This is a genomic window from Aquiflexum sp. TKW24L, assembly GCF_023502205.1.
In the GTDB taxonomy this organism is placed as follows: Bacteria; Bacteroidota; Bacteroidia; order Cytophagales; family Cyclobacteriaceae; genus Cognataquiflexum.
The window spans coordinates 1-23,081 of record NZ_JAMFLG010000030.1 but is presented as its reverse complement, the minus strand read 5'-3'; the positions used below and the strand labels follow the sequence as shown (position 1 = coordinate 23,081).

20 protein-coding genes are annotated in these 23,081 nt (G+C 40.1%); 5 read left to right on the top strand and 15 right to left on the bottom strand.

The window, feature by feature from the left end:
- Window positions 1-45: 45 nt before the first annotated feature.
- The 12 genes from M3O96_RS16870 to rimO all read right to left on the bottom strand — a co-directional run bounded on the left by M3O96_RS16870 (window position 46) and on the right by rimO (window position 13,976).
- Complete coding sequence (locus M3O96_RS16870; protein WP_249722489.1) at window positions 46-408, bottom strand: hypothetical protein; 363 nt, start codon at window positions 406-408, stop codon at window positions 46-48.
- A gap of 14 nt (window positions 409-422) precedes the next feature.
- Window positions 423-572, bottom strand: coding sequence for a DUF5989 family protein (locus tag M3O96_RS16865; RefSeq protein ID WP_283774021.1), 150 nt, complete (start codon window positions 570-572; stop codon window positions 423-425).
- A 58-nt stretch (window positions 573-630) separates the two neighbouring features.
- A complete protein-coding gene (locus M3O96_RS16860) occupies window positions 631-1,701 on the bottom strand; it encodes an SGNH/GDSL hydrolase family protein (protein WP_249722488.1) in 1,071 nt (356 codons plus the stop codon).
- A 10-nt stretch (window positions 1,702-1,711) separates the two neighbouring features.
- Entirely contained in the window at window positions 1,712-3,577 is a 1,866-nt protein-coding gene (locus tag M3O96_RS16855; RefSeq protein ID WP_249722486.1) for a carbamoyltransferase family protein, read from the bottom strand.
- Window positions 3,578-4,112: 535 nt separating this feature from the next.
- Window positions 4,113-4,829: a glycosyltransferase family 2 protein gene (locus M3O96_RS16850; RefSeq protein WP_249722484.1), complete on the bottom strand. Its 717-nt coding sequence runs from the start codon at window positions 4,827-4,829 to the stop codon at window positions 4,113-4,115.
- Window positions 4,830-4,884: 55 nt separating this feature from the next.
- The gene (locus M3O96_RS16845; protein WP_249722482.1) at window positions 4,885-6,351 is read right to left on the bottom strand and encodes a cellulose synthase family protein; all 1,467 of its coding nucleotides are present in this window, start codon (window positions 6,349-6,351) and stop codon (window positions 4,885-4,887) included.
- A complete protein-coding gene (locus M3O96_RS16840; RefSeq protein WP_249722481.1) occupies window positions 6,351-7,895 on the bottom strand; it encodes a 4Fe-4S binding protein in 1,545 nt (514 codons plus the stop codon). Before M3O96_RS16840 ends, M3O96_RS16845 begins: the two co-directional genes overlap by 1 nt.
- Window positions 7,892-9,295, bottom strand: a complete 1,404-nt coding sequence (locus M3O96_RS16835) for an NAD(P)/FAD-dependent oxidoreductase (protein ID WP_249722480.1) — start codon at window positions 9,293-9,295, stop codon at window positions 7,892-7,894. Before M3O96_RS16835 ends, M3O96_RS16840 begins: the two co-directional genes overlap by 4 nt.
- Window positions 9,288-10,043: a DUF547 domain-containing protein gene (locus M3O96_RS16830; RefSeq protein ID WP_249722479.1), complete on the bottom strand. Its 756-nt coding sequence runs from the start codon at window positions 10,041-10,043 to the stop codon at window positions 9,288-9,290. Before M3O96_RS16830 ends, M3O96_RS16835 begins: the two co-directional genes overlap by 8 nt.
- Before the next feature lie 307 nt (window positions 10,044-10,350).
- A complete protein-coding gene (locus M3O96_RS16825) occupies window positions 10,351-11,223 on the bottom strand; it encodes a glycerophosphodiester phosphodiesterase (protein ID WP_249722478.1) in 873 nt (290 codons plus the stop codon).
- Window positions 11,224-11,810: 587 nt separating this feature from the next.
- Window positions 11,811-12,407: an REP-associated tyrosine transposase gene (locus M3O96_RS16820; RefSeq protein WP_249722477.1), complete on the bottom strand. Its 597-nt coding sequence runs from the start codon at window positions 12,405-12,407 to the stop codon at window positions 11,811-11,813.
- Window positions 12,408-12,665: 258 nt separating this feature from the next.
- Window positions 12,666-13,976, bottom strand: coding sequence for a 30S ribosomal protein S12 methylthiotransferase RimO (rimO, locus tag M3O96_RS16815; protein ID WP_249722476.1), 1,311 nt, complete (start codon window positions 13,974-13,976; stop codon window positions 12,666-12,668).
- Window positions 13,977-14,283: 307 nt separating this feature from the next.
- Between rimO and M3O96_RS16810 the strand changes: the two genes are divergently transcribed.
- Complete coding sequence (locus M3O96_RS16810; protein WP_249722475.1) at window positions 14,284-14,568, top strand: hypothetical protein; 285 nt, start codon at window positions 14,284-14,286, stop codon at window positions 14,566-14,568.
- A 215-nt stretch (window positions 14,569-14,783) separates the two neighbouring features.
- Here M3O96_RS16810 and M3O96_RS16805 read toward each other — a convergent pair whose 3' ends face one another.
- Window positions 14,784-15,875: a hypothetical protein gene (locus M3O96_RS16805; protein ID WP_249722473.1), complete on the bottom strand. Its 1,092-nt coding sequence runs from the start codon at window positions 15,873-15,875 to the stop codon at window positions 14,784-14,786.
- A 455-nt stretch (window positions 15,876-16,330) separates the two neighbouring features.
- Complete coding sequence (locus tag M3O96_RS16800; protein ID WP_249722471.1) at window positions 16,331-16,948, bottom strand: helix-turn-helix domain-containing protein; 618 nt, start codon at window positions 16,946-16,948, stop codon at window positions 16,331-16,333.
- Window positions 16,949-17,085: 137 nt separating this feature from the next.
- Here M3O96_RS16800 and M3O96_RS16795 point away from each other — a divergent pair, with 137 nt between their 5' ends.
- From M3O96_RS16795 to M3O96_RS16780, 4 genes are all read left to right on the top strand, one after another.
- Window positions 17,086-19,092: an alpha-ketoacid dehydrogenase subunit alpha/beta gene (locus tag M3O96_RS16795; RefSeq protein WP_249722469.1), complete on the top strand. Its 2,007-nt coding sequence runs from the start codon at window positions 17,086-17,088 to the stop codon at window positions 19,090-19,092.
- Window positions 19,093-19,575: 483 nt separating this feature from the next.
- The gene (locus tag M3O96_RS16790) at window positions 19,576-20,181 is read left to right on the top strand and encodes a Uma2 family endonuclease (protein ID WP_249722509.1); all 606 of its coding nucleotides are present in this window, start codon (window positions 19,576-19,578) and stop codon (window positions 20,179-20,181) included.
- A 17-nt stretch (window positions 20,182-20,198) separates the two neighbouring features.
- On the top strand, window positions 20,199-20,810 hold the full coding sequence (locus tag M3O96_RS16785; protein ID WP_249722468.1) for a Uma2 family endonuclease: 612 nt from the start codon (window positions 20,199-20,201) through the stop codon (window positions 20,808-20,810).
- Window positions 20,811-20,867: 57 nt separating this feature from the next.
- Entirely contained in the window at window positions 20,868-21,560 is a 693-nt protein-coding gene (locus tag M3O96_RS16780) for a hypothetical protein (RefSeq protein ID WP_249722466.1), read from the top strand.
- Between the two features lie 90 nt (window positions 21,561-21,650).
- On the opposite strand, the gene M3O96_RS16775 is transcribed toward M3O96_RS16780, so the two are convergent.
- Window positions 21,651-22,844: a hypothetical protein gene (locus tag M3O96_RS16775; RefSeq protein WP_249722464.1), complete on the bottom strand. Its 1,194-nt coding sequence runs from the start codon at window positions 22,842-22,844 to the stop codon at window positions 21,651-21,653.
- Window positions 22,845-23,081 lie beyond the last annotated feature (237 nt).

Sequence of the window (23,081 nt, the reverse complement as noted above, 5' to 3'; positions counted from 1 at the left end):
TAAAGCAATATTTAAAAAGCATTAATTGATCTAATATTAATCATCTCACCATATCTTCTCAAAATCCCCTTTAACAAATTTTCTATTTACCGTTTTAAAAAAACTATTATACTTATTAGAGAGCAAAAGTGGATCATTACTAAACATCCTAGAAACTAGCGCAATCGGAAAAAGAAAAAGATAAAATATTATCGCCATTAAAACAGTTGGAATAATATGTCCCAAAATTTTCGCCAATCCAAACCAAAATTTTTCAATTTGCAATCCTATTTTTGTAGAGGCGACTGCTAAGACCCCGATTCCAAAAGCGAAATAAAGCAACCAAACACTGTCAAACACTAGATACAAAAGGGTAAATCCCAATACAATAACCAGAATCGTGCCTGAAGAATCTTTTTTATTTTTCATAACAATAACCAAAATTAAAACAATGTATAAATAAATGGAGCCAAGGCACTACTGCCGCCAAAAACAATCAAAACACCTAGAAGCAATAAAATAATAATGATTGGTGCGAGCCAAAATTTTTTTCTTTCCTTCATGAAAAGCCATAAGTCTTTTAAAATATCCATAAGATTATTTACTTTTTAAATTCGGTTTAAATTATTAATACTTTGTACTTTTTTCTTGTTATCGGTTAGCTAAAATGTATTCCACAACTAAATTTCCCAAGAGCTGATGTGATTCTGCCGAAATATGCCTATTTCCATTGGGCACATGTGCCAATTTCATCTGACTATATTCTTTCAATAAATCCTGAGAATAAATAAAATAATTACTGTTGTTATTAAATGTATCTAAAAGATTATCAGGGACAGAAGATTGTATGCCAACCCTTGGAATATCTAAAATGATCAAAGGAATAGCAAGTTCAGAGGTAAAATTGTACATTCTTTCCAAAAGTTTCCTTACCAATTTTTGCTCATAATCGGAATAATCATCATCCATCGCAACAGCATATTCGACGGCTATTTCTTTACCTTTTTTTGAAAAAGATTCCTTAACCATCGCCCAAATCGTGTTGTATAAATAGGCATACAAATACGAATTCTGGCCCAAAAACCGAACCAATCCAAACTTGTATATTACATTTTGGATTTTTACACCAGGTAAATAGGTCTTGTTATTCAGGATAAGAGAATCATTATTTATCTTAAAAATTGATGATCTGACATTATCTGCAAAATCATTAGCATAAAATCCTAAAACAACAAAATCCGGATCGTATTTATATCCTTCATTTTCTAAAAACACTAAATGTTCTGCCGTTCCACTTCCAGCAAAACCTGCATTTATTACGGTGACGTCTAAGCCATTTTCCCTTAATAAATATTGCGTAACCGCAGCATAACACTCCTCTTGATTTACCTCTGCCCCGAAGGAATGAGAATCTCCAATTACCAAGACCCTTAATTCATTGGCCTTTTTTGCATATTCAATATCCTCATCACTTCTAAACCCCTTGTTATTTGTTTTAAAATGAAATACGCCATCCACACTTCTATGCTTGAATTTTAAATTTGGGATCATTCTTCTAATACTGAATTCACCATAATGAGCGTCTGTCGTATATCGAGGAAAAAGGGTTATTTGGTCTTTGTAAAGAAGGCGAATGACTCCTTCTCCGATCAAAAATGCAATTGTCAACGAAACAACTAAAATAAGTATGTTACCAAACCAGATTTTTATTTTACCCGCCATAACACAAATGTTAATCTAATTTAAATTTGCCTATCCACTTTTCCCTGTTTTCCCAATCAGGCTGTTCAGTTTTTTTCAGGATATAATTATCTACAACCAGATAATCCATTTCGGTTGCCATGAAGCACTTATAAGCATCTTCGGGCGTACAAACTATAGGTTCCCCACGCACATTAAAACTTGTATTTACCACCAAACCATACCCGGTTTTTGCTTTGAAAGCATTGATTAAATCCCAATACCTGGGGTTGGTTTCTTTATGAACTGTTTGGACCCTTGCTGAATAATCAAGATGTGTTACAGATTGGATATCACTCCTTTCAAAATATAGTCTTTCCCAAAGATCCCTTTCAAAATAATCATCAGGTAATTTTTTTCTCCTGCTTTCATTGACATCTGCTATCAGTAGCATATAAGGAGATATTGCTTTTAGATCAAAGTATTCTTCGACGTCCTCTGCTAGTACAGAAGGGGCAAAAGGTCTGAAACCCTCCCGGTATTTGATTTTTAAATTCAATTTTTTCTGCATTTCAGGATTTCTTGCATCACCTAAGATACTTCTGTTTCCCAATGCCCTCGGACCAAATTCCATCCTGCCCTGAAACCACCCCACAACATTGCCTTCATCCAAATACGCAGATGCCTGCTTGCATATCGTATCAAAATCATCAAAATAATGAAAAACTGCTTTATGTTTCTTAAATGCAATTTCAATTTCTTTTCTTGAATAATCAGGACCAAGATATGACCCCCGCATTTGGTCCATACTTTGATCAATAATTCTTTCTTGGTCATAATATAGATGATGAACAGCCTGCGCAGCTCCAAGCGCACCTCCCGCATCTCCTGCCGCAGGCTGAATAAAAATATCTTTAAAAATACCTTCTTTGATTAATTTACCATTTGCCACGCAGTTCAAAGCTACACCACCTGCCATACATAAATAGTCAGAACCTGTAAGTCGTTTTGCTTCATGGGCCATTTTTATTACAATTTCTTCTGTAACTTTTTGTATAGCATTGGCAAGGTTGCAATGTATTTGGGATACCTCTCCATCAGGTTTGACAGTTGGAAAACCAAACAGTTTCTCCCACTTTTTCTCATTGATCATTTTCAAGCCAGTGGCATAATTAAAATAATCCTGATTTAACCAAATCGATCCATCGTCTTTAATTGAAACAATGTTGTTTTTTATCAATTCAATAAATTCAAGAGTCTGTTTGGCTTCAGGGTTTCCATATGGGGCCAACCCCATCAACTTATACTCACCGGAATTAACCCTGAAACCTAAATAATATGTGAAAGCAGAATACAGCAGACCGACTGAATGAGGAAAATCCATTTCCTTTATTATTTCAATACTTTTACCTTTCCCATGTCCAATAGTTGCCGTAGCCCACTCTCCTACCCCATCAATTGTCAATATAGCTGCTTCCTGAAAAGAAGATGGATAAAAGGCACTTGCAGCATGGGAAAGGTGATGCTCAGGAAACAAAAGCTTAAAACTCTTTTTGTCATAACCTTCGACCTCTTCTAAACCTTCATAGAGCAATTTTTTTAAAAACATTTTTTCCCTTAGCCAAACAGGAATTGAAACCACAAATTGTCTTAATCCTCTTGGGGCGAAAGCGTAGTAAGTTTCCAAAAGCCTCTCAAATTTGAGTAGTGGTTTATCGTAAAAAACCACAGCATCTAATTCATCAATAGTTAATCCAGACTCCTCTAAACAATATTTGACAGCATTAACTGGAAAGTCCGGCGTATGCTTTTTTCTGGTAAATCTTTCTTCCTGTGCTGCGGCGATTATCACACCATCTACAAGAATTGCAGCAGCAGAATCATGATAAAATGCCGATATTCCTAAAATTTTCTTCATTAGTAAAAAGGGTGTAAAAATTTAAAATAAGGATTGGAAATTATGAATAATTTTCTTTAGAAAAATACTACCAAATAAAAACTACAACTTGTAATCGAAAGGAACTTTTCATTTGAGATAGTTTCTGGTCAAGTTCAATAATGATGCTCTTAATGGGTAACGAAAGAGAGAATGCCACTAGACATTTATCACCAATATTTTTTAAATATTAAAATTTATTTTGAATTGCCAAAATATTTTTTGAAAACATACTAAAAACAAAAATAAATATATGACATAATCCATCTCTCGCTACCTCCACCACATCATCTACAAAATCCTGTTTCCTGCCCCTATTAATGCCTTTGGAAAACCCAAATCGTTTTTGGTAATCCGCCGGAATCTCTATTGTTTTTCCTCATGCATTTGAGGACTTCAAATTAGTCTCAATAATTTAAATCTAATATTTACCTAACTCCTAGTATCCCAAATTATGGTTGAATGAATAAATGAGACTCGATTCTAATTATGACTAATTTTCTCAATTTTCTTCGTCCTATTTATACCTCCATATCGTCCACAATATCTTATACCCCGCTCCAATTACACCTTTGATGGTTCCACTTACCTTGGAAACTCCGATTCTTTTTCGGTAATCTACCGGGACTTCGGTCGTTTTCAATCCTGCTTTGGCGGCTTTGATCTGCATCTCGATTGTCCAACCATAGTTCTGGTCCACCATCCCCAAGGCTTTCAACTTGTCCCATTTGATAGCTCGGAATGGTCCCAAATCGGTGTAGTCTGTTTTGTAAAATACGCTCATCAAACTAGTGGCCAACCAATTACCGAATACCTGTGGCAAGGTCATAGAGCCACTTTCTCTAATTCCCCGAGCCCGGGAACCAATGACCATATCGTAATCGTGCTTTAAAATAGGATCAATGACAGCAAGCAGCTGTTCGGGATAATCACTGTAATCCCCATCCAAAAAAACAAGGATGTCAGGCTCCACTTCCAATTTCGCCAAATAGGACATCCCTGTCAAACAAGCTTTTCCATAGCCCATTTTTGGTTCGTCCAATACTATCGCTCCTGCTTTTTCGGCCACTTGGCGGGTGTTGTCCTTGGAGTTATTGTTGACAACGATGACATGCCTTACAGACTTGGGAATGTCCTGGATTACTTTTCCGATCGAACCTTCTTCATTATAGGCCGGAATCAACACGTCAATAATCGGATGTTGAATATGCTGTTTGGCCAAATTGGAAGACATTGTTTTTTTGGGTGAAATTGAAATAGAACTTCTGAATGGCTTTTAAAATTCTTGGTTATTTTAGCCTATAACTTTTCAATGACTCAAAGAAAACCACGGAATATCCAAAAGTCAGCATCAGGTGAAAAACCAACATTTCATAAGTTTGGAAGTGAATCGATAATATTACCATTGTAAAGAAAATAAAAGCTAATAGCCCTTCAACATAGGTAGTAAAAGGAATTTTGATCTGATTGTAAATGTTCTTGGTCCAAGATTTTTGGCTTTTCTCTAGGTTGTATTTTGGAGTACGGATGAAAGGAGACCGTTTTCCTGTCAAGCCTTCCCAAACTGCCTGTGCATTGTGCAAGGCAAGTCCCATGGATACCGCTAGAAACAGTGGCAACTCCCATAAAAATCGCCCGATTCCTTTCCAAGAATAGTCCACTAAACTCAAATTGGCAAAGAAGTAGACCAAAGCAATGATCACAAATCCCACAAAAAATACCGCAGCTCCCTGGAAATAACTTTCCGGAATATGTCCCTGATGGAAAGCCCACCAAATCGGAATGCTGCTAAGACTTACCAATAATACGGCGATGAAAATCACCGCATTGAGCAAATGAGCAGTGGCATGTAGTTTGGTTTTTAGTGGCAGCTTTTTGGAAAGCACATCCCCAAGATGCTTTACCGCACATTCGGCGCCACCTTTTGTCCATCTGAATTGTTGGGATTTGATCGCAGACATCACGGGAGGAAGTTCTGCGGGGGATTTGATATCTGGGCGATAGATAAATTCCCAACCTTTTTGTTGCGCACGGTAGCTCAGGTCAAGATCCTCAGTAAGTGTATCATCATGCCAATTGCCGGCATCGAGGATACAGCTTTTCCTCCATATCCCTCCTGTACCATTGAAATTAATAAATGCATGCTGCCCATTTCTCCCCATCTGCTCCACCATAAAGTGGGCATCCAAAGCAAATGCCTGCAAGCGGGTCAATAGAGAATATTCCTCATTTAGGTGCGTCCATCTCGTCTGTACCATTCCCACTTTGTCATCCTGAAAATGCCCGATAGTCTTCATCACAAAATCAGGATCCGGGACAAAATCGGCATCAAAAATCGCTATAAATTCTCCTTCAGCCACTTCCATTGCCTCTCTCAAAGCACCTGCTTTAAAGCCTTTTCTGTCTATGCGATGGACATATTTGAAATTTACCTCAGGATATTCTTTCAACTTGCGTTTTATGATCTGGGAAGTTTCGTCGGTACTGTCGTCTAATATCTGGATCTCAAGTTTATCTTTTGGATAACGAAATTTGGAGACAGCATCGATCAATCTTTCTACAACATACATTTCATTGTAGACAGGAAGCTGCACGGTCACTTTGGGTAAATCCGTGGCTGCGGGTTCCAAGGAAAAATTTGGATTCTTTTTGAATCTAAAAAAATGATACAGCAAATGAGCCTGGGCAAAACTGTAAAAAAGGATAAACAGCATTGCCAGAATGTATATTCCCAAAAAGAAATAAATGAAGATCATTAAGCTTTTACAGTGATGGATTTGTTGCCGATGATGATGGGCATTTCGTTGATTCTTCCATCCTCATCGCCATTTTCTAGTTTTAATACTCCCCTTGGACAGACTGCCGAACAAACGCCACAGCCGACGCAGGAAGAACGTACAATATTTTGGCCCCTTTGCGCATACCATCTGACGTCAATGCCCATTTCACAATATGTGGAGCAATTGCCACAGGAAATGCACTGTCCGCCGTTGGTCGTGATGCGGAACCTTGATTTGAAGCGCTGAACAATCCCAAGGTATGCTGCCAACGGGCACCCAAATCTACACCAAACCCTGTTACCCATCAAGGGGTAAAATCCTGTTCCTATGACTCCTGCAAATGCCGAACCAATTGCGAAACCGTAAATGCTGTGCAGCTGATCGGTTGCCTGTCCCAAAAGCTCGAATCCTGAAAAATAATTTGCAATGGTAAATCCTGTCATCAATATCGCGAAAACCAAAACACCGTGAACGAGATAACGTTCGATTTTCCAAGCCTTGACTGATTTGTCAGAAAGCTGACGGTAAGGGTCTCCCAAAGTTTCTGCCAATCCTCCACAGCCACAAACCCAAGAGCAATACCACCTTTTGCCATAAAAATAAGTGAATAAGGGAACCCCAATCACTATTAGGATAATTCCCCAGACCAACATGAACATTCCCAAAGCTCCGGAACTGACCATCCCTTCTACTCTGTATTCGTAAAAAAAAGTATAGTCCAAAGGCCAAATGTTTTTAAAATCATGCCAAGGCATATTCATCAACACCAAAATTTCAGGAAGCAAAAATGCAAATGCCAATTGGGAAAACATGACAGAGGTCGTCCTGATTGTCTGATAAGCATTGCCCCGATATTTTCTAAACATTCTGATGCCCATCACGATGATGGCCAAGGTGTAGATGAAACCATATAAAAACCATTGACTTGCAGGATTGCCGGAAACCGCCATGCTGATCGGGTCGACCATCAGGACGAGATTGGTGATGTATTCCGGAAACCAATAAAGCACGATATAAAAAAGGATCAGCCAAGCGCCTGTAATCATTCCCAAAAGCCCCCTTGACTTCATCGAGGAAAAGAAAATCCCGTCATTTTTGATCCCCTCCGTTTGGCCACGGTAAAGGGGAAGAATGTAAAGCAATGCCCCAAAAACTCCTATCAGAACGGTAATCCCCAAAAATAAAAAGGGATTTTCTGCAACGGGGCCTGTTGAGGAGGCTTTGGTCAAGGCAAAAGCATAATTGTCCCAAATTACCTTGTCCCATTCCTGATTTGCTTTCAAACCGTCATTGTATGTATTGAAATAACTTTTGAAATCGCTGATAAAAGCAAAATTTGAAGAATAGGTTTTTCCAAACATGGGAGAAAGCACTTCCACCATTTTGCCTGTATGGATTTCTTTGACGTTGGCCTCGACCGTTCCTTTTTCCAACTGATAAGTGCCAAAAAAAGGAAGCAAGGAGAACAAGGTCAGTCCAAAGACAAAAATTACAAGTCCTATTTTTTGAATAGTTTTCATGCTCTTGAACCGATTAGTTTCTTGAAAAAAGACTCTTTGTGCACCTTTAGGGATTTTCCCTTTTGCTTGTTGTAGTGGTCCAAAACGGCCTTGTAATGGGATTTGAAAAACTCCGGATTGAAGCTCGCTATGTTCAGGTGGGTCAATACTTTTTCAAACATCCAACCTTCTGAGATGGCCTTGTCAAAATAATCATGCCGCAATCTCCAGCGAAAAGCATTCACTCCTTTGATTTTCATGTCCGATTTGCCATACAAAAACCGGATCGCAATTTTCCCTCCGGCATCTTCCCAATACAAACTTTCATATTCCTCCGACCAATTAGCAGGTACAAAACCATAAGTTTGGTATTCAATATCAAAGAATTTGGCAGAATTGAACCAAACACCAGGTTGATAGGGAACAGGGTTGTCTGAAGTCAGGTTGTAGGCGAGCGTCTCCCCGTGCATTCGGCCTGTGTACCAAACCTGTTCGATGTTTTTCCGGTCTGAGGCCGGTGCTTCTTGGAATTCTGCACAGTCGCCGATAGCATAGACGTCGGGAATATTTGTTTTGAAAAACCTGTCTACCACAATGCCTTTGTTGGTTTGCAAGACTTTCTCTTTAAGAAAACCCTCCAAGGGTTTTGAACCCTTGGAGGGTTGCGCGTAAAGAAATTCGATATTTGGACTGACACCTACGGTCAATCCTACAAACTGACATGCAATGGTTTCTCCTGATTTGGTGGTGATGGCCTTCACCATTCCTGATTCATCTCCAATAATTTCTCCCAATTCTGTACCCAATCTCAGGTCAATATGATGTTCCAAAATATGGCGGTTGATCATTTTAGATTCTTCCAAGGGGAGAATATTGTCCCAAAAGTTGTTTTCCCTCACCAAGAAAGTAACCGGAATTTTCCTACTGTTTAGCATTTCTGCCATCTCAATCCCAATCAATCCTCCACCCACAATGACCGCCCTGCTAATATTTTGGGTATTGGCTTGCATAAGTTCCAAATCCTGAAACGAATACATGCCCTGTACGCCTTTCAGGTCTTGACCCGGCCAACCGAATTTATTTGGCTTGGAGCCTGTGGCCAATACCAAAACATCGTAGGCCATGGATTCACCATTGGAAAAAATGAGTGACTTCTCCTCAAAATCAATTTTTTCTACCCATGCCCTTTTCAGGTTAATCCTGTTTTTTTTCCAAAACCAATCTTCGTAAGGTTTTGTATGCTCATATTTCATGTGACCCATGTAGATGTACATGAGCGCCGTTCGGGAAAAAAAATGATCTGTTTCCCCTGAAATGATCGTGATATGGGCGGATTCATCTTTTTTACGGATATGCCTGGCACAGGTCACTCCGGAGATTCCGTTTCCGATGATGACAATATTTCTGTTTGCTTTACTCATTGAGGGACCAATCGTAGTCAAGGTGTGAGACCTTGGCGTTTGGTTTGATTTTGATGGTGGAATATTGGTTAAGGTAATCAATTAAGCTTCCATTTTTTGTAAAGTCACCTTTGAACCAAGAAAAAATTGATGAAATCTCAATCTTATCGGGGGTGATTTTATTCCTTTTGGTATCATTGACAAATGTCCTTGCCACCTTGTCGAGCTGTTGGTCAATTTTTTCGGGAACAAATGCCTCGTTCAACAAAGGAGAACAAGAGAAAGAAGCACAGTTGACCGCAAAATGGATTCTTGGCTCTTCGAATTCCTTCCTCAAAATCTTGTGTTCGATCTCGTCGAGAGAAGCTTCCTTCCCTCCTATTTTGAAAAATTTGATATGCCAAACGGTATTGATCAAAGGGATTTTGACTTTGGGATGTAGGTCCTGAATACTTTTGACAGGATAATTGTCGACGATAAGCTTTACCGTAAAGGCATTGTAAGCGTTGATCCAATAGGCCAATTGCTCTTCTTTTGACCATTTTGCCCGGTCCGGTGCATTGTTGCTCAGGAGATCGAGGTATTTGTCAAGCTTGGCTTTGTCTTGGATAAATCCCTTGTAATTGACAATCCCGTCTTTGCTGACGTGCTTTTTCAGCAACTCATCAAATACCTGATGGGAAGGTGGTGTGGAATTGGCCTGACCAAGTTCGGAGGAACCACAGGAAAGGCCGAAGAGAAAAAGACCGATAATAAAGAGTATTTTCATTTTATCTGAATCAGGTTACAAATTATCTAATCTTAAAGACATACGGAATAGAAATGATTTTAGCTTAGGCATTCCTCATTTAAAGGAAATTAAATGGGAGCAAAGTCAAATTTACACCCTGTTACAAACAACATATGTCGGGAGTAAGACAACAGAAAAAAAGGAGAGAAGGAAATTTAATCTCGGTCAGTTAGTGAAGATTCTATGAACTTTTCCAAAGTTTGGAATTGAGGTTGGTAAATTTTCTGGGTTTCGTTCCAACTTTGGAAAAGATTTACCGGAAGGACATTGGAATATAATTTGAAAATTACCGCTTCGGGGCAAGATTGGGATAATCGGTGATAATTCCATCCACTCCCATTTCTAATAACCGCTCCATCTGCTCGGTAGTATTCACTGTCCAAGGAATGATTTTCATTCCCTTTTGATGGAGTTGGTCGACCGTCTCCTTGGTCAAAGCAATAAAGAAAGGGGAATATATCTGTGGTTGAAATCCCAATTCAGCAAGCTGTTCGGTAGGTTTGGCCGCCGTCTCCACCAACATGGCCAAAGTCACCTTCGGATAAGCCTGATGCACGTATTGCAAAACCCTGAAGTCAAATGATTGAATAGTAACCCGGCTCCAATCGAGTTTTGCGCCTATTACTTTATATACCAAATCTGAAAATTCCTTGGGCGTAGGATGATAACTCCCATCACCATCCGGGCTGCTTTTGATCTCGATGTTATAATTAGGCTTGGGTAAGCCCATATCGGTCACATATTTTTCGACAACATCAATCAAGTCTGCAAGCTTGGGTTTGCTGATAGGAAACTTCACCTGCTTTGGGAAACCCGAATGGTATTTGGAACCACAGTCGTATTTCACCACCTCTGCAAAGTCCATTTGATAAATATTATGAGACTTATCTCCTGAAGCAATCTCTTTTCCCTCGGGCGTCAGGCAAATCACAGGATTCATATAAGGTTCGTGGGAAACAATGACAATCCCGTCTTTTGTAACAGCTAAGTCCAATTCCAAAGTGGTGGCGCCAAGATCCAAGGCTTTGATCATGCCAGGAATCGTATTCTCAGGCATCAATCCCCTAGCACCGCGATGGCCTTGGAGGTCATAGGTAAATTGGGCGGAAGCAGACATAATCAAAAAGGAAAAAAAGAGTGTGGTAAGGATGGTTTTCATTGAGTTCTATTTTTGACCAATTTACTACAGAATTTAAATTTGATGAGGATTTTGGGATTATTGTTTCGTTAATTCCTTAACTGACCAGAGGCCCAAGTTATCCTGCTTCTCCAGAAGCCGGACTTAAACCAAACAGGAAGAGGGAATGCTGCTTTCAGAAAAGCAGATTAACATGTCCCAGCTGTCCTGCTTCTCCTGAAGCTGGACTGAAATTCAACATAAATATGGAATACTGCTTCTGGGGAAGCAGATTAACGTGATCCAGCTGTCCTGCTTCTCCAGAAGCCGGATTATACGATTAAGTGCTGTCCTGCTTCTCCTGAAGCTGGACTTAAACCAAACAGGAAGAGGGAATGCTGCTTTCAGAAAAGCAGATTAACATGTCCGAGCTGTCCTTCTTCTCAGGAAGCTGGACCTAAATCAACAATAGATTGGAGTACTGCTTCTGGAGAAGCATCATAACAGAAGAGAATTTTGCTTCTGGAGAAGCAGATTAACATTTCCGATCTGTCCTGCTTCTCCGGAAGCAGGAAATAAAACACTTTGCTGCTTCCGGAGAAGCAGCAGAACTAGATTTAAAGAAATTACTAATACAATTCAACCTTTACCAAACCTTTTCTACCAGAATAATCACGTGCTGAACTGAATAGGTATTCCGTGGACTCTTCAACAATTAAATCCTCCACGGGATTGTTGTGAATGTAATGTAACTTCTGTTCAAAAAACCAACTTGACTCCACAGAAATCGCATGAAGTCCGTCCTTCCAGAATTTATAATTAGTTATGCGGTTTTGAGATTCTCCCCTTTTTCTCAAAAAATCCAATATCCACTGAGATCTAGATTCAATGGATTCTTTTTCAAGACTTTCTAGGATCTTTTTTGCTGTAAATTTTTTAAAGTCATGAATGGTTTCTGATAACTTCAATGCCTCTTTCGATCTACAAAGCAAATGGAGATGGTTTGACATCAAACACCAAGCAAAAATCTCTAATCCTTTTCTCTCTACACAAAAGTTCAAGCTATCGACCACTTCAAGTTTATATTCCTTTCGGGTAAAAATATCTAGCCATCCTTCAATAGTGAGGGTTAAAAAATATACTGAATGTTGATCAGAAACTTGAAACGGCTTCATAACGTGACCATGCTGTCCTGCTTCTCCAGAAGCTGGACTGAAATTCAACATAAATATGGAATACTACTGCTTCTGGAGAAGCAGATTAACATTTCCGAGCTATCCTGTTTCTCCGGAAGCTAGACTCAAACCCAATGTAAAAAATAAATACTGCTTTTGGAAAAGCAGCAGAACGAGTTTAATAGGACCAGCTGTCCTGCTTCTCCTGAAGCTGGACCTAAATCATCAATAGATTGGAGTACTGCTTCTGGAGAAGCAGCATAACGAACTAGAGAATTCTGCTTCTGGAGAAGCAGAATAACGGTCGCTTCAAATCACATCCCCATACAAATCAAATTCAGTGGCATCGCTGACTCGAACATTCACAAAATCCCCCACCCTGCAATAATGCGTTGAAGCATCGATCAGAACTTCATTGTCCACTTCGATAGAATCAAATTCCGTTCTTCCGACGAAGTATCCGTTTTCTTTTTTGTCCACCAATACTTTATATTCCTTGCCGATTTTGGCCTGATTGAGGTCAAATGAAATCTGCTCCTGAATCTCCATCAGGTGGTTTGCCCTTGCCTGCTTCACTTCTTGGGGAATGATATCCTCCATGGTATGGGCGTGGGTATTTTCCTCATGGGAATACGTAAATACTCCCAAACGCTCAAATTTCATCCTTTCTACAAAGTCTACCATCTCCTGAAATTCAGGTTCGCCCTCTCCCGGATGCCCTGCGATCAAAGTCGTCCTGATCGCAATTTCCGGGATGATGTCTCTTATTGAGTGGATCAATTCCTCCTGCTTTTCCCGGGTTGTGCCTCGTCTCATGGTCTTCAAGACCGAGGTAGAACCGTGCTGAAGGGGAATATCGAGATAGTTACAGATATTGGATCGCTCTTTCAACACTTCGATCACATCCATCGGAAATCCAGTTGGATAGGCATAATGCAGCCGGATCCATTCGATTCCTTCCACATCAGAGAGGTTCCTGAGCAGGTCTGCCAGGTTTCTCTTTTTGTATAAATCCAAACCGTAATAGGTCGAATCTTGGGCAATCAATAAAAGTTCTTTGGTTCCGTTGGCGGCTTTGTGTTGGGCTTCCTTCACCAATTCCTCGATAGGTCTTGAAATGTGTCCTCCACGCATCAGCGGAATGGCACAAAATGAACAAGGCCTGTCGCAACCTTCGGAGATTTTCATATACGCGTAATGCGCATTGTGCGTCAGCAACCTCTCTCCTACAAGTTCATGTTTATAATCTGCTTTGAATTTTTTGAGCAAAGCGGGAAGGTCTCTCGTGCCAAAATAGGCGTCCACCTGAGGAATCTCCTTTTCGAGGTCGTCTTTGTATCGTTGCGAAAGGCAACCAGTCACATATACTTTATCTACCAATCCCTTTTCTTTGGCATCGACGTATTGTAGAATCGTATCAATGGATTCCTGCTTGGCATTGTCGATAAAGCCACACGTATTGATGATGACGATGTTATTGTCCTGATTTTCGGATTCATGGAATGCATTGATTCCGTTTCCCCTCAATTGCGTCAAAAGCACCTCGGAATCAACCAGATTCTTGGAACATCCCATGGTGATGATATTGACTTTGTCTTTTTTTAATGTTCTCGCTTTCACGCTTTTCCTGCTTTGGCTGCAAAGGTAGGGGAAAAAGGGAGGATTGAAAGATTGGAAAATTGGAAGATTGAAAATTAGAAAATTAAAAGGTTACAAGGTTGGAAGGTTGAAAGGTTGGGAGAAGGATTGAAAGATTGAAAAATTGGAAAATTGGAAGATTGAAAAATTCAATGATCAGAAAATTAGAGGAGCGGTAGGTATAAAATTATTGTTAGAATATTTGGCGATTAAAAGAATTTCAGATTACTTTGTAATTCAAAGTACTTTTAAATAAAACTCATCATATCACTATAACCCTTTAAAACTTATGAAAGACATCAGGTTAAAATTAATCCTAGCTGTAATCGGCGGCTTATTACTCATTCCGCTTGTAGCCATGCAATTTACGGACGAGGTGGATTGGTCTCTCTTTGATTTTATCGTGATGGGGATTCTGCTTCTCATCACAGGAATGGCAATAGAATTAGTCCTGCGAAAATTCAGAAGTCTTCAAGCAAGGATTCTTGTTTGCGGAGGCATTCTTTTCGTTTTCTTCCTAATTTGGGCAGAACTTGCTGTTGGCATTTTCGGATCTCCTTGGGCAGGATCTTGATCCGATTGGGAAAATTGGAAGAAAGAAAAATTACAAGGTTGGGAGAAGGATTGGAAGATTGTAAAATTGGAAAATTATAAGGTTGGAGGATTTTAAAGTTTTAAGGTTTGACCTTTTTTATTTCAATTTATTTCAACCGTATTTCCAATTTATTTCAACCGTATTTCCACTTTATTTCAATCTTGCTCTCGCTTCTCGGCTCTCGGCTCTCGCTTCTAATTTCCCGTAATCTCTTTCAATAACTTAAAAAATCCCTTTTTCCGCTCTGAATTGGTCCCCCAATCAACAGGTACACTCTGATATCCTTGCTCAAAGCCTTCATCTTTCATGCGGTAATCAAACAGTCCCCATGATGTATAGGCTGATACAGCCGCTTTAAAATTATTGCTATCTTTGTCAAAATCAAAATGATCGTCTTCGTTAAAAAGTATCGGCATTTTTTGATATCCTTCTACTTCTTTGGTCAGATTAACCATTTCAACAATTCTATCCGGATTGCTTACCCCATTGCCATGTAGCAATATAAAATCAGAGACTTTGACCACATTTGGTTTGGGAATGCTTCCTCCTCCATAACTCGTACTCACATAAAACCTGTACCCCTTTTTTTCTATATTCTTAGCCAACGTTATCAATTCATGAACTCTTGCAGGCTTTAAAATTTCGTGGTCATAAGCATCAACATCACATTCATTGTTTATTTCGATCAATACATTCCTGTATCCACCATCATGCAACCAATCTGTCGCGTTTTGCACTGCCGCAATGACAGCCTGTTCGTCCTGCAATCTTTGGTCCTGACCAAAATAAAAATACCCTACAATTGGAACCATCCCTAGTTCATCCGCTTTGTCAAGGATTCTTTTTAACCGCCCCATATAATCTCCCCTCAATTCACCCTTTTCGGTAAAAGCCGAATTATACCAAGGTTGACTTTGGGAATATCCAAATGGGCTTCCACCCTGCAAATTGATGGTGAAAGAAAGCAATCCATGATTTCGCCATTCTTCCATATTGGCTATAAATTCATCTGTGTTTCTTTCAGGATCCCATTTTCCCGAATCCGGGTATTCCCAATTAAATACAGTTTCAGGATTTAAGTCATCAAATATCCCCTGTACCATCCTGGAATTCATCAATAATCCTTCAATCTTTTGGCCGTTCCAAACTCTATTCTGATAAGTTGGCTTGCCATTAATGTAAAATTGATCTCCCTTGATTGCGACGGTTGTTTTTCTTTTTTCCTGATCAAAATCATTGTTTAAAATCAAACTAAGGAGAAATATTAAAATTTTAGAAAGTACCATAGGTCCCGAATATTTATGTAAAGGTGTTCTTTAGCAGGTCATTAAGTTAAAAGATTATGTGTTCAAAAAAATAATAAATGGCAATTTTGATTTGAAAGGCATCAAACTGGACCTCTTATATTATTTAAATATTAATTTTTGAGGATTTATTTGGGTTTAAATTAAAGTATCCTTAACGGTTAATTTCCTTTTGCGGAAAGGTTTATATCTACTTTTGAACCCGTACAGCAAACGAAAATTTTTTCATTAACCTTGCATTACTTTTAGGCGTCGATGTGAATCGACGCCTTTGCTTTTTTTTACAGTATTGAAAGATTGGAAAATTACAAAATTGGAAGATTGGAAAATAAAGGGTTTTAAGGTTGAGTCCTAGTGGAGGTGTCGGCTTAAACCCACAATAAAAAAAATTTGATCCAAACACCAACTTATTTCCTCAAACTTACATCCCGACTCCCCTACTTCCTAACCTCCCACTTCTTACTTGTCACCTCTCTTCCTAACTTCCCACTTCCCGACTTCCCAACTTCCTTACCTCCATCCTTCCTCAACCTCCTATACTCACTTGGCGTCATGCCTGTGATTTTTTTGAATTGGGAAGAAAGGTGCTGAACGGAACTGTAATCTAATTTATACGCCATTTGGCTCAAGGTAAGTTCTTCATAAAAAAGCCATTCCTTTACTTTTTCGATTTTGAGGCTGATGAAATATTTTTCAATCGTAATTCCCTCCATGCTGCTAAACAGGTGACTCAGCATGCTGTAATCTTCCGGGATATGGGAATTGATATAGGTGGAAATATTCAAGCCCGAAGGAATTTCATCTCTCTGAAACAACAGGGTGAACAGGTTTTTGATCTTTTCGATGCGCTGCACATCTCTGTCCTTCAAGATTTCAAACCCAAGTTTTTCAATTTCGGTTTCAAAGATCCCGTAGGCAACTTTATCCATTTGGGTATTTAACCTCACTTTCCCAAGTTCTACCCTTTCAAACCCAATATTTTGTTTGTTCAGGACATTTTCAACTGCCATGATACAGCGCGGACAAACCATATTTTTGATCAGGATATCTACCATAAATATTTCCTCCTTTGCTTATTGAATGAAAGATTTGGATTTAAGTAAACATAACCCATTTTGGTACAAGATAAGTTCTATCCAAACCTTGGGGAGAAAGCTAAATTCAGCTAATTTGGCATCAAATTATAAACCCTATGCCCAATCCAAGCACCGAAGCGCAAGCAATGATTTTTGATAGAAAAGAGTATTCTGACAAAACTTTATTGGATTTGTACGAATCCCTTTTGATACCGAGAAGGATTGAAGAAAAGATGCTCATCCTCCTCCGTCAAGGGAAAATCTCCAAATGGTTTAGCGGTTGGGGACAGGAAGCCATCTCCATCGGCGCGGTCAATGCCCTCCACGAAGACGAATATATCCTTCCGATGCATCGAAATCTTGGGATATTTACCGGTAGAAATCTTCCTTTGGAAAAGCTCTTTGCACAGTTTCAGGGTAAAAAATCGGGTTATACCAAAGGGCGCGATCGTTCCTTTCACTTTGGTACCAACGAACACCATATCGTGGGGATGATTTCCCACCTCGGTCCACAGATGGCGATTGCCGATGGCATCGGTTTGGCACACAAACTTTCAAAAGAAAACAAAGTCACCTTGGTTTTTACCGGGGATGGGGCAAGTTCGGAAGGGGATTTTCACGAAGGACTCAATGTAGCCGCAGTATGGAAACTCCCCGTAATCTTTGTCGTCGAGCACAACGGATACGGACTTTCCACTCCAAGTGAAGAGCAGTTTGCTTTCAAATATTTTACCGAAAAAGGCCCCGGATATGGTATGGAGGCTGTTCGGGTGGATGGAAACAATGTTTTGGCAGTCTATGATACTGTCAAAAAATTAGCAGAAGATATCAGGCAAAGCCCGAGACCGATTTTGTTAGAAGCCATCACCTTCCGGATGCGTGGACATGAGGAAGCTTCGGGCACGAAATACGTTCCCAAGGAACTCATGGAAACGTGGGCGTTAAAAGACCCGGTGGATAATTACGAAAGGTTTTTGGAAGAATCAGGTGTATTGACCCCAGAAGCCAAAGATAAAATCAACAAAAAAATCAAAGCTGCGATCAATGAAGGTTTGGATATCGCCTTTGCCGAAGAAGCAGTCACTGCGGATATTAAAGAGGAAATGGTAGATATCTATGCGCCATTTCAGCAGGAAGTAATTGCTCCAAAATCAGATCAAAAAACCGAAAAACGCTTCTTGGATGCCATCGCCGACGGACTCCGCCAATCCATGGAAAAGTATCCAAACCTTATCCTAATGGGTCAGGACATCGGAACTTATGGTGGGGCATTTAAGATTACGGATGGGTTCAAAGACAGATTCGGCGCCAACCGAGTACGCAACACTCCGCTCTGCGAAAGCGCCATCATCGGAGCTGCTCTCGGATTATCCATCAAAGGTTATAAGTCAATGGTGGAAATGCAATTTGCGGATTTTGTGTCTGTGGGATTCAATCAAATCGTAAACAACTTGGCTAAAATCCATTACCGATGGGGTCAAAATGCCGATGTTGTCATCCGCATGCCGACCGGTGCCGGAGTCGCCGCAGGACCTTTCCATTCCCAATCCAACGAGGCTTGGTTTTTCCACACTCCGGGATTGAAAATCGTCTATCCTTCCAATCCTTACGATGCCAAGGGATTGCTGAATGCGGCTTTTGAAGACCCGAATCCATACATGTACTTTGAGCATAAGGCGCTTTACCGCTCCATTTCGGAAGCCATTCCTGATGACTATTATACCGTCGAAGTGGGCAAAGCCAACTTGGTACAGGAAGGGGAGACGCTCAGTATCATCACCTACGGCATGGGTGTTCATTGGGCAAAAACAGCGGTAAAAGAATTGGGTGTTTCGGCAGACATTTTGGATTTGCGGACTTTACTTCCTTGGGACAAAGAGGCGGTTGAAAAAACGGTCAAGAAAACCGGGAAAGTGATTTTTCTTCAGGAAGATTGTCTCACAGGCGGAATAGGTTCGGAGATAGTGGCCTGGATTTCGGAAAACTGCTTTGAGTCCCTTGATGCCCCTGTGATGCGGGAAGGAAGCTTGGATACACCGGTTCCTTTTGCGCCAAGTCTGGAAAAGAATTTTCTTCCTGTGGGGAGGTTCAAGGAGAAATTGAGGAGGCTGATGGAGTACTAGGGGGTTGGAAAATTTCAAAATTGGAAAATTGGAAAATTTCAAAATTGGAAGGTTTTAATGTTATAAAGTTTCAAGGTTGTGTTGTCGTGACGTCATCCTGAGTTTTTAACAATTTTAAGAATGTTCAGAATGGGGAATGACAAGTTGGAATATTGAGGTTGAATAGGAATGTAGCTTTAGCCCATTCACAAATAAATGCCGAGTAAAAATCGGCTTTAGCCAAAACATTGAGACAGAATTAAAAATGCCCGCAGCTCCGATGGCGTCATCCTGAGTTTCAAACGTTTTCAAATGTTCAGAAAAGGAATGACGGTTGTTCTAGCGTCATTCTGAACCGTAGCTTGCGGAGGTGAAGAATCTCATACTTAATAAATGTGGAGACTCTTCTCTGCCAAGGCGGATCAGAGTGACGAACCAAAAAACGACTATTCATACAGCTTTCATCAAAATCAATTTCACCAAGTTTTTCATTAAATTAGAATGATGAAAACCGAAGAAACCGAAAACAAAGTCAGCGAACCTTTCACCGAGTATGGTAAGTATTCCTATGCGGATTACCTGACTTGGCAAATGGATGAAATGGTGGAAATCATAAAAGGAAAGGTTTTTAAGTCTGCTGCAGCGGCCCCTAGGAGAATTCATCAAAAAGTTTCACTGATAATTTCTAATAAAATCTTCAATTTTCTCGAGAATAAATCCTGTGAAGTATATACTGCACCATTTGATGTAAGGCTTCCAATTAAGTCGAAGAAAAACGAAGATATTTTTACCGTAGTTCAGCCTGATATCTGTGTGGTATGTGACCAGAGTAAACTGGATGAAGCAGGATGCATCGGCGCGCCGGATCTGATTATCGAAATTCTTTCTCCCGGTTCCAACCGGAAAGAACTCAAGTACAAATATGATGTCTATGAAGAAAGCGGTGTCAAAGAATATTGGGTGATCCACCCAAATGAACAGACATTATTGGTCTATACTTTGACAAATGGCAAATACCTTGCCTCCCGCTTTTATACTCCCGGCGATATTGTCCCTTCCGTTTGTATTGAAGGTTTTATCTTAAAATTGGATGATGTATTCACTGACTAAAATTGACTTTTAAGACTATGAAAACCGAAGAAACCGAAAACAAAGTCAGCGAACCCTACACCGAGTACGGTAAGTATTCCTATGCGGATTACCTGACTTGGCAATTGGATGAAATGGTGGAAATCATAAAAGGAAAGGTTTTCAAACTTGCCGCCGCAGCGCCAAGAAGGATTCATCAGGAAGTAACTTTAAAAGTTGCCAGAAAACTTGCTGATTTTTTGGATCAAAAGCCCTGCAAAATATTCGTTGCTCCCTTTGATGTCAGGATTCCTGTCAAGTCAAAAAGAAACGAAGACATCTACACCGTCGTGCAACCAGATATCTGCGTGGTCTGCGACCGCAGCAAACTGGATGATGCAGGCTGTATTGGTGCTCCTGACCTTATTATCGAAATTCTTTCTCCCGGTTCCAACCGGAAAGAACTCAAGTACAAATATGAAGTCTATGAAGAAAGTGGCGTAAAAGAATATTGGGTGATCCACCCAAATGAACAGACGCTATTGATCTATACGCTGACTGAAGAAAAGTACGTTCCCTCCAGACTTTTTTCACCCGGAGATATTGTAAGTTCAGCTTGTATTGAAGGATTCAGTTTAGATTTGGAAGAGATATTCCAAGACTTGGATTGAAATAAAATTTCTAAAACTGCATTAGGTTCTTTCTGTATTTATTCCAAAAACACTCAAATGACTCGGATAATCTGTCTAGCCATCTTCCTCCTGTCCGCATCTGTTTCCCAAGCCCAATATTTTTCCACAGGTTTTCAGGCCAATCTTGGTGTACCTGTGGGTGATTTGAGGGAAATAATGGATGGCTCGGTTTTTCCTGAATATACCATGTCTTTCTATTACAAATTCCCCATGAAACCCATTGAGGTGGGGTTTGGAATTGGATATGGAAAGTATGGGACAGAACTCGAAGAAAGAAATGATCTCTACCCTGGGTTTAACAACATAGTGAGACTGAGAAGAAACAATAACCTGATGACTTTTATGGGGATCTTCAGGTATAATTTCGAAAGTGAAAAGCGGATCATCCCATTTTTGGAAGCCCAGGTTGGCGCCAATTATTTCTACACCCGATACAAAATCAGGGAATCGCAATTTGAAGAACCAATCGAAGAAGGGATGGATTTCAGTGATTGGGTATTGGGTTACAGGTTTGGTGGTGGATTTAAAATCCCATTCAAAAACAGAGAAATGGGGCATTTTGAGTTCAAGGTTTTATATCACGACAGCGGTCCGGTGGATTTTCTCAGAAAACAGGATACCGAATACCTTCCCGATCAGGGCGATGGCGAATTTGTCTATGCGCCGCAGCGGTCACCCATTACCGTGATCCAACCCGGAATCGGATTTATTTTCACAATTGGCAACTGAAAAGGCAATGGCACAGGATTTGTTTCGTTAAAATAGAATCTAAACCAACTGTATATATATCCTAAAACCGACAGGCAACTGCCGGTTTTTTTATTCCTTAATTTTCACTTTGTAGAAAATATTGTAATCCCGTTCTTCCTCCGGATTGGCATTGTCATTGACATAAAGGATTCCTTTTCCGTCCAAAAATTCCAATCCTCCATGAACCGGTAGCTCATCTATGATCCCGATCTGCTTGCCGTCTTTGACTACGATATGGTAATTTTTCACATATTTTTTCAATGCTTCTTTGAACTCGGGCAGTTTGTAATATTCTTCTGACTTGGCTCGCAACTCGGTCATAACAGATACCGGAACTTTGGTACTAAAGGAAGCAATCAGGTAATCGCCAGCAAATAGGACATTGGCAAATTTGGGATATTCTGAATCCTGATTTTCCCCTTCCGTATCAAACAATGGTGCCGCATCAGGTCTTAAAGGATGTGAAAGTGGAATATCCGATGTCAGGACAGGCTTGCCATTTTGGAATTCATAAATAAACACCTGATTACCGACCAAAGGCAGCAAAGCATATTTCTTTTTGGAATCATGAAGCGCCACGAAGGGTAGGTCCGGTCCTACAAACCGTTTATTCAGTCTTGGTTCCCAAGATTCGGGGAAAGATTCCAGGATTTCATTTTCTTCAGTTCCAAGGTTGTAACGGTAGATGCTGCTGATTTTGGAATAATAATCCATTCCTAGAGTTTTGTAGTCCGACTCCTCATTTGAGAAAAAATTCTGTTCCTCCCCTATCATCATGTCCTGACCATTTTCGACATAAGGATGAAAAGTAGTCCTGGTGTTGTAAATTGAAATTCGGTATAATTCTTTGGCATTGTTGGCGACTTTTCGGATCTGCTTCCCCTGAAGGTCATAAATAAAATACCCTGTAAAAAGTCCCTGCGCCACAAACCTGTCTTTATCAAGGAACTTATAGCCAAAAGCACCATTTCCTCCTGTACCGTTTGGTCCCTCCCCTTTCAGGTCAAACTTATTGAGGATTTCACCCTTTTCATTGACCAAAAACGGGTTTTTGGACTTGGAATCAAAAAGCATATACAATCCTGCCTCAGGTGAATAATCCTGAAGCCTGAGCGGAACCAGTTCATCCACTATCAGAGAATCCACTAATTCCAATTGGAGTTGGTTGAGTGGATTATCGGCGAGAGTTTCATCCTTTGAGGTACAATAAGAAAAGAGGAGAAGTGAAAAAAGGAATAAAATAGAATTGGGTTTGAGATTCATATAAAGAATGGAATTTGGGAGTTGGACAAAATGAGTTTCAATATTTGTTAGTGCAGGGAGGACAGAATTATATGACAAATATGCGTTGAATTTAAGGGAAAAAACCAAAGCAGCCCTGAAGGGACAAAATTCCTTAGAATTCCTGAAAATATTCCGCCCTTTCAGGGCTTTACCAGAATTCCCAATTCATTTGATGGATGGGCTGCACCCATCCCTTTGATCTCTCGCCCCGTTGGG

Coding starts and splice junctions, on each gene's coding strand:
- M3O96_RS16870 (WP_249722489.1), bottom strand. CDS start 408: ATGAAAAATAAAAAAGATTCTTCAGGCACGATTCTGGTTATTGTATTG.
- M3O96_RS16865 (WP_283774021.1), bottom strand. CDS start 572: ATGGATATTTTAAAAGACTTATGGCTTTTCATGAAGGAAAGAAAAAAA.
- M3O96_RS16860 (WP_249722488.1), bottom strand. CDS start 1,701: ATGGCGGGTAAAATAAAAATCTGGTTTGGTAACATACTTATTTTAGTT.
- M3O96_RS16855 (WP_249722486.1), bottom strand. CDS start 3,577: ATGAAGAAAATTTTAGGAATATCGGCATTTTATCATGATTCTGCTGCT.
- M3O96_RS16850 (WP_249722484.1), bottom strand. CDS start 4,829: ATGTCTTCCAATTTGGCCAAACAGCATATTCAACATCCGATTATTGAC.
- M3O96_RS16845 (WP_249722482.1), bottom strand. CDS start 6,351: ATGATCTTCATTTATTTCTTTTTGGGAATATACATTCTGGCAATGCTG.
- M3O96_RS16840 (WP_249722481.1), bottom strand. CDS start 7,895: ATGAAAACTATTCAAAAAATAGGACTTGTAATTTTTGTCTTTGGACTG.
- M3O96_RS16835 (WP_249722480.1), bottom strand. CDS start 9,295: ATGAGTAAAGCAAACAGAAATATTGTCATCATCGGAAACGGAATCTCC.
- M3O96_RS16830 (WP_249722479.1), bottom strand. CDS start 10,043: ATGAAAATACTCTTTATTATCGGTCTTTTTCTCTTCGGCCTTTCCTGT.
- M3O96_RS16825 (WP_249722478.1), bottom strand. CDS start 11,223: ATGAAAACCATCCTTACCACACTCTTTTTTTCCTTTTTGATTATGTCT.
- M3O96_RS16820 (WP_249722477.1), bottom strand. CDS start 12,407: ATGTTGAATTTCAGTCCAGCTTCTGGAGAAGCAGGACAGCATGGTCAC.
- M3O96_RS16810 (WP_249722475.1), top strand. CDS start 14,284: ATGAAAGACATCAGGTTAAAATTAATCCTAGCTGTAATCGGCGGCTTA.
- M3O96_RS16805 (WP_249722473.1), bottom strand. CDS start 15,875: ATGGTACTTTCTAAAATTTTAATATTTCTCCTTAGTTTGATTTTAAAC.
- M3O96_RS16800 (WP_249722471.1), bottom strand. CDS start 16,948: ATGGTAGATATCCTGATCAAAAATATGGTTTGTCCGCGCTGTATCATG.
- M3O96_RS16795 (WP_249722469.1), top strand. CDS start 17,086: ATGCCCAATCCAAGCACCGAAGCGCAAGCAATGATTTTTGATAGAAAA.
- M3O96_RS16790 (WP_249722509.1), top strand. CDS start 19,576: ATGAAAACCGAAGAAACCGAAAACAAAGTCAGCGAACCTTTCACCGAG.
- M3O96_RS16785 (WP_249722468.1), top strand. CDS start 20,199: ATGAAAACCGAAGAAACCGAAAACAAAGTCAGCGAACCCTACACCGAG.
- M3O96_RS16780 (WP_249722466.1), top strand. CDS start 20,868: ATGACTCGGATAATCTGTCTAGCCATCTTCCTCCTGTCCGCATCTGTT.
- M3O96_RS16775 (WP_249722464.1), bottom strand. CDS start 22,844: ATGAATCTCAAACCCAATTCTATTTTATTCCTTTTTTCACTTCTCCTC.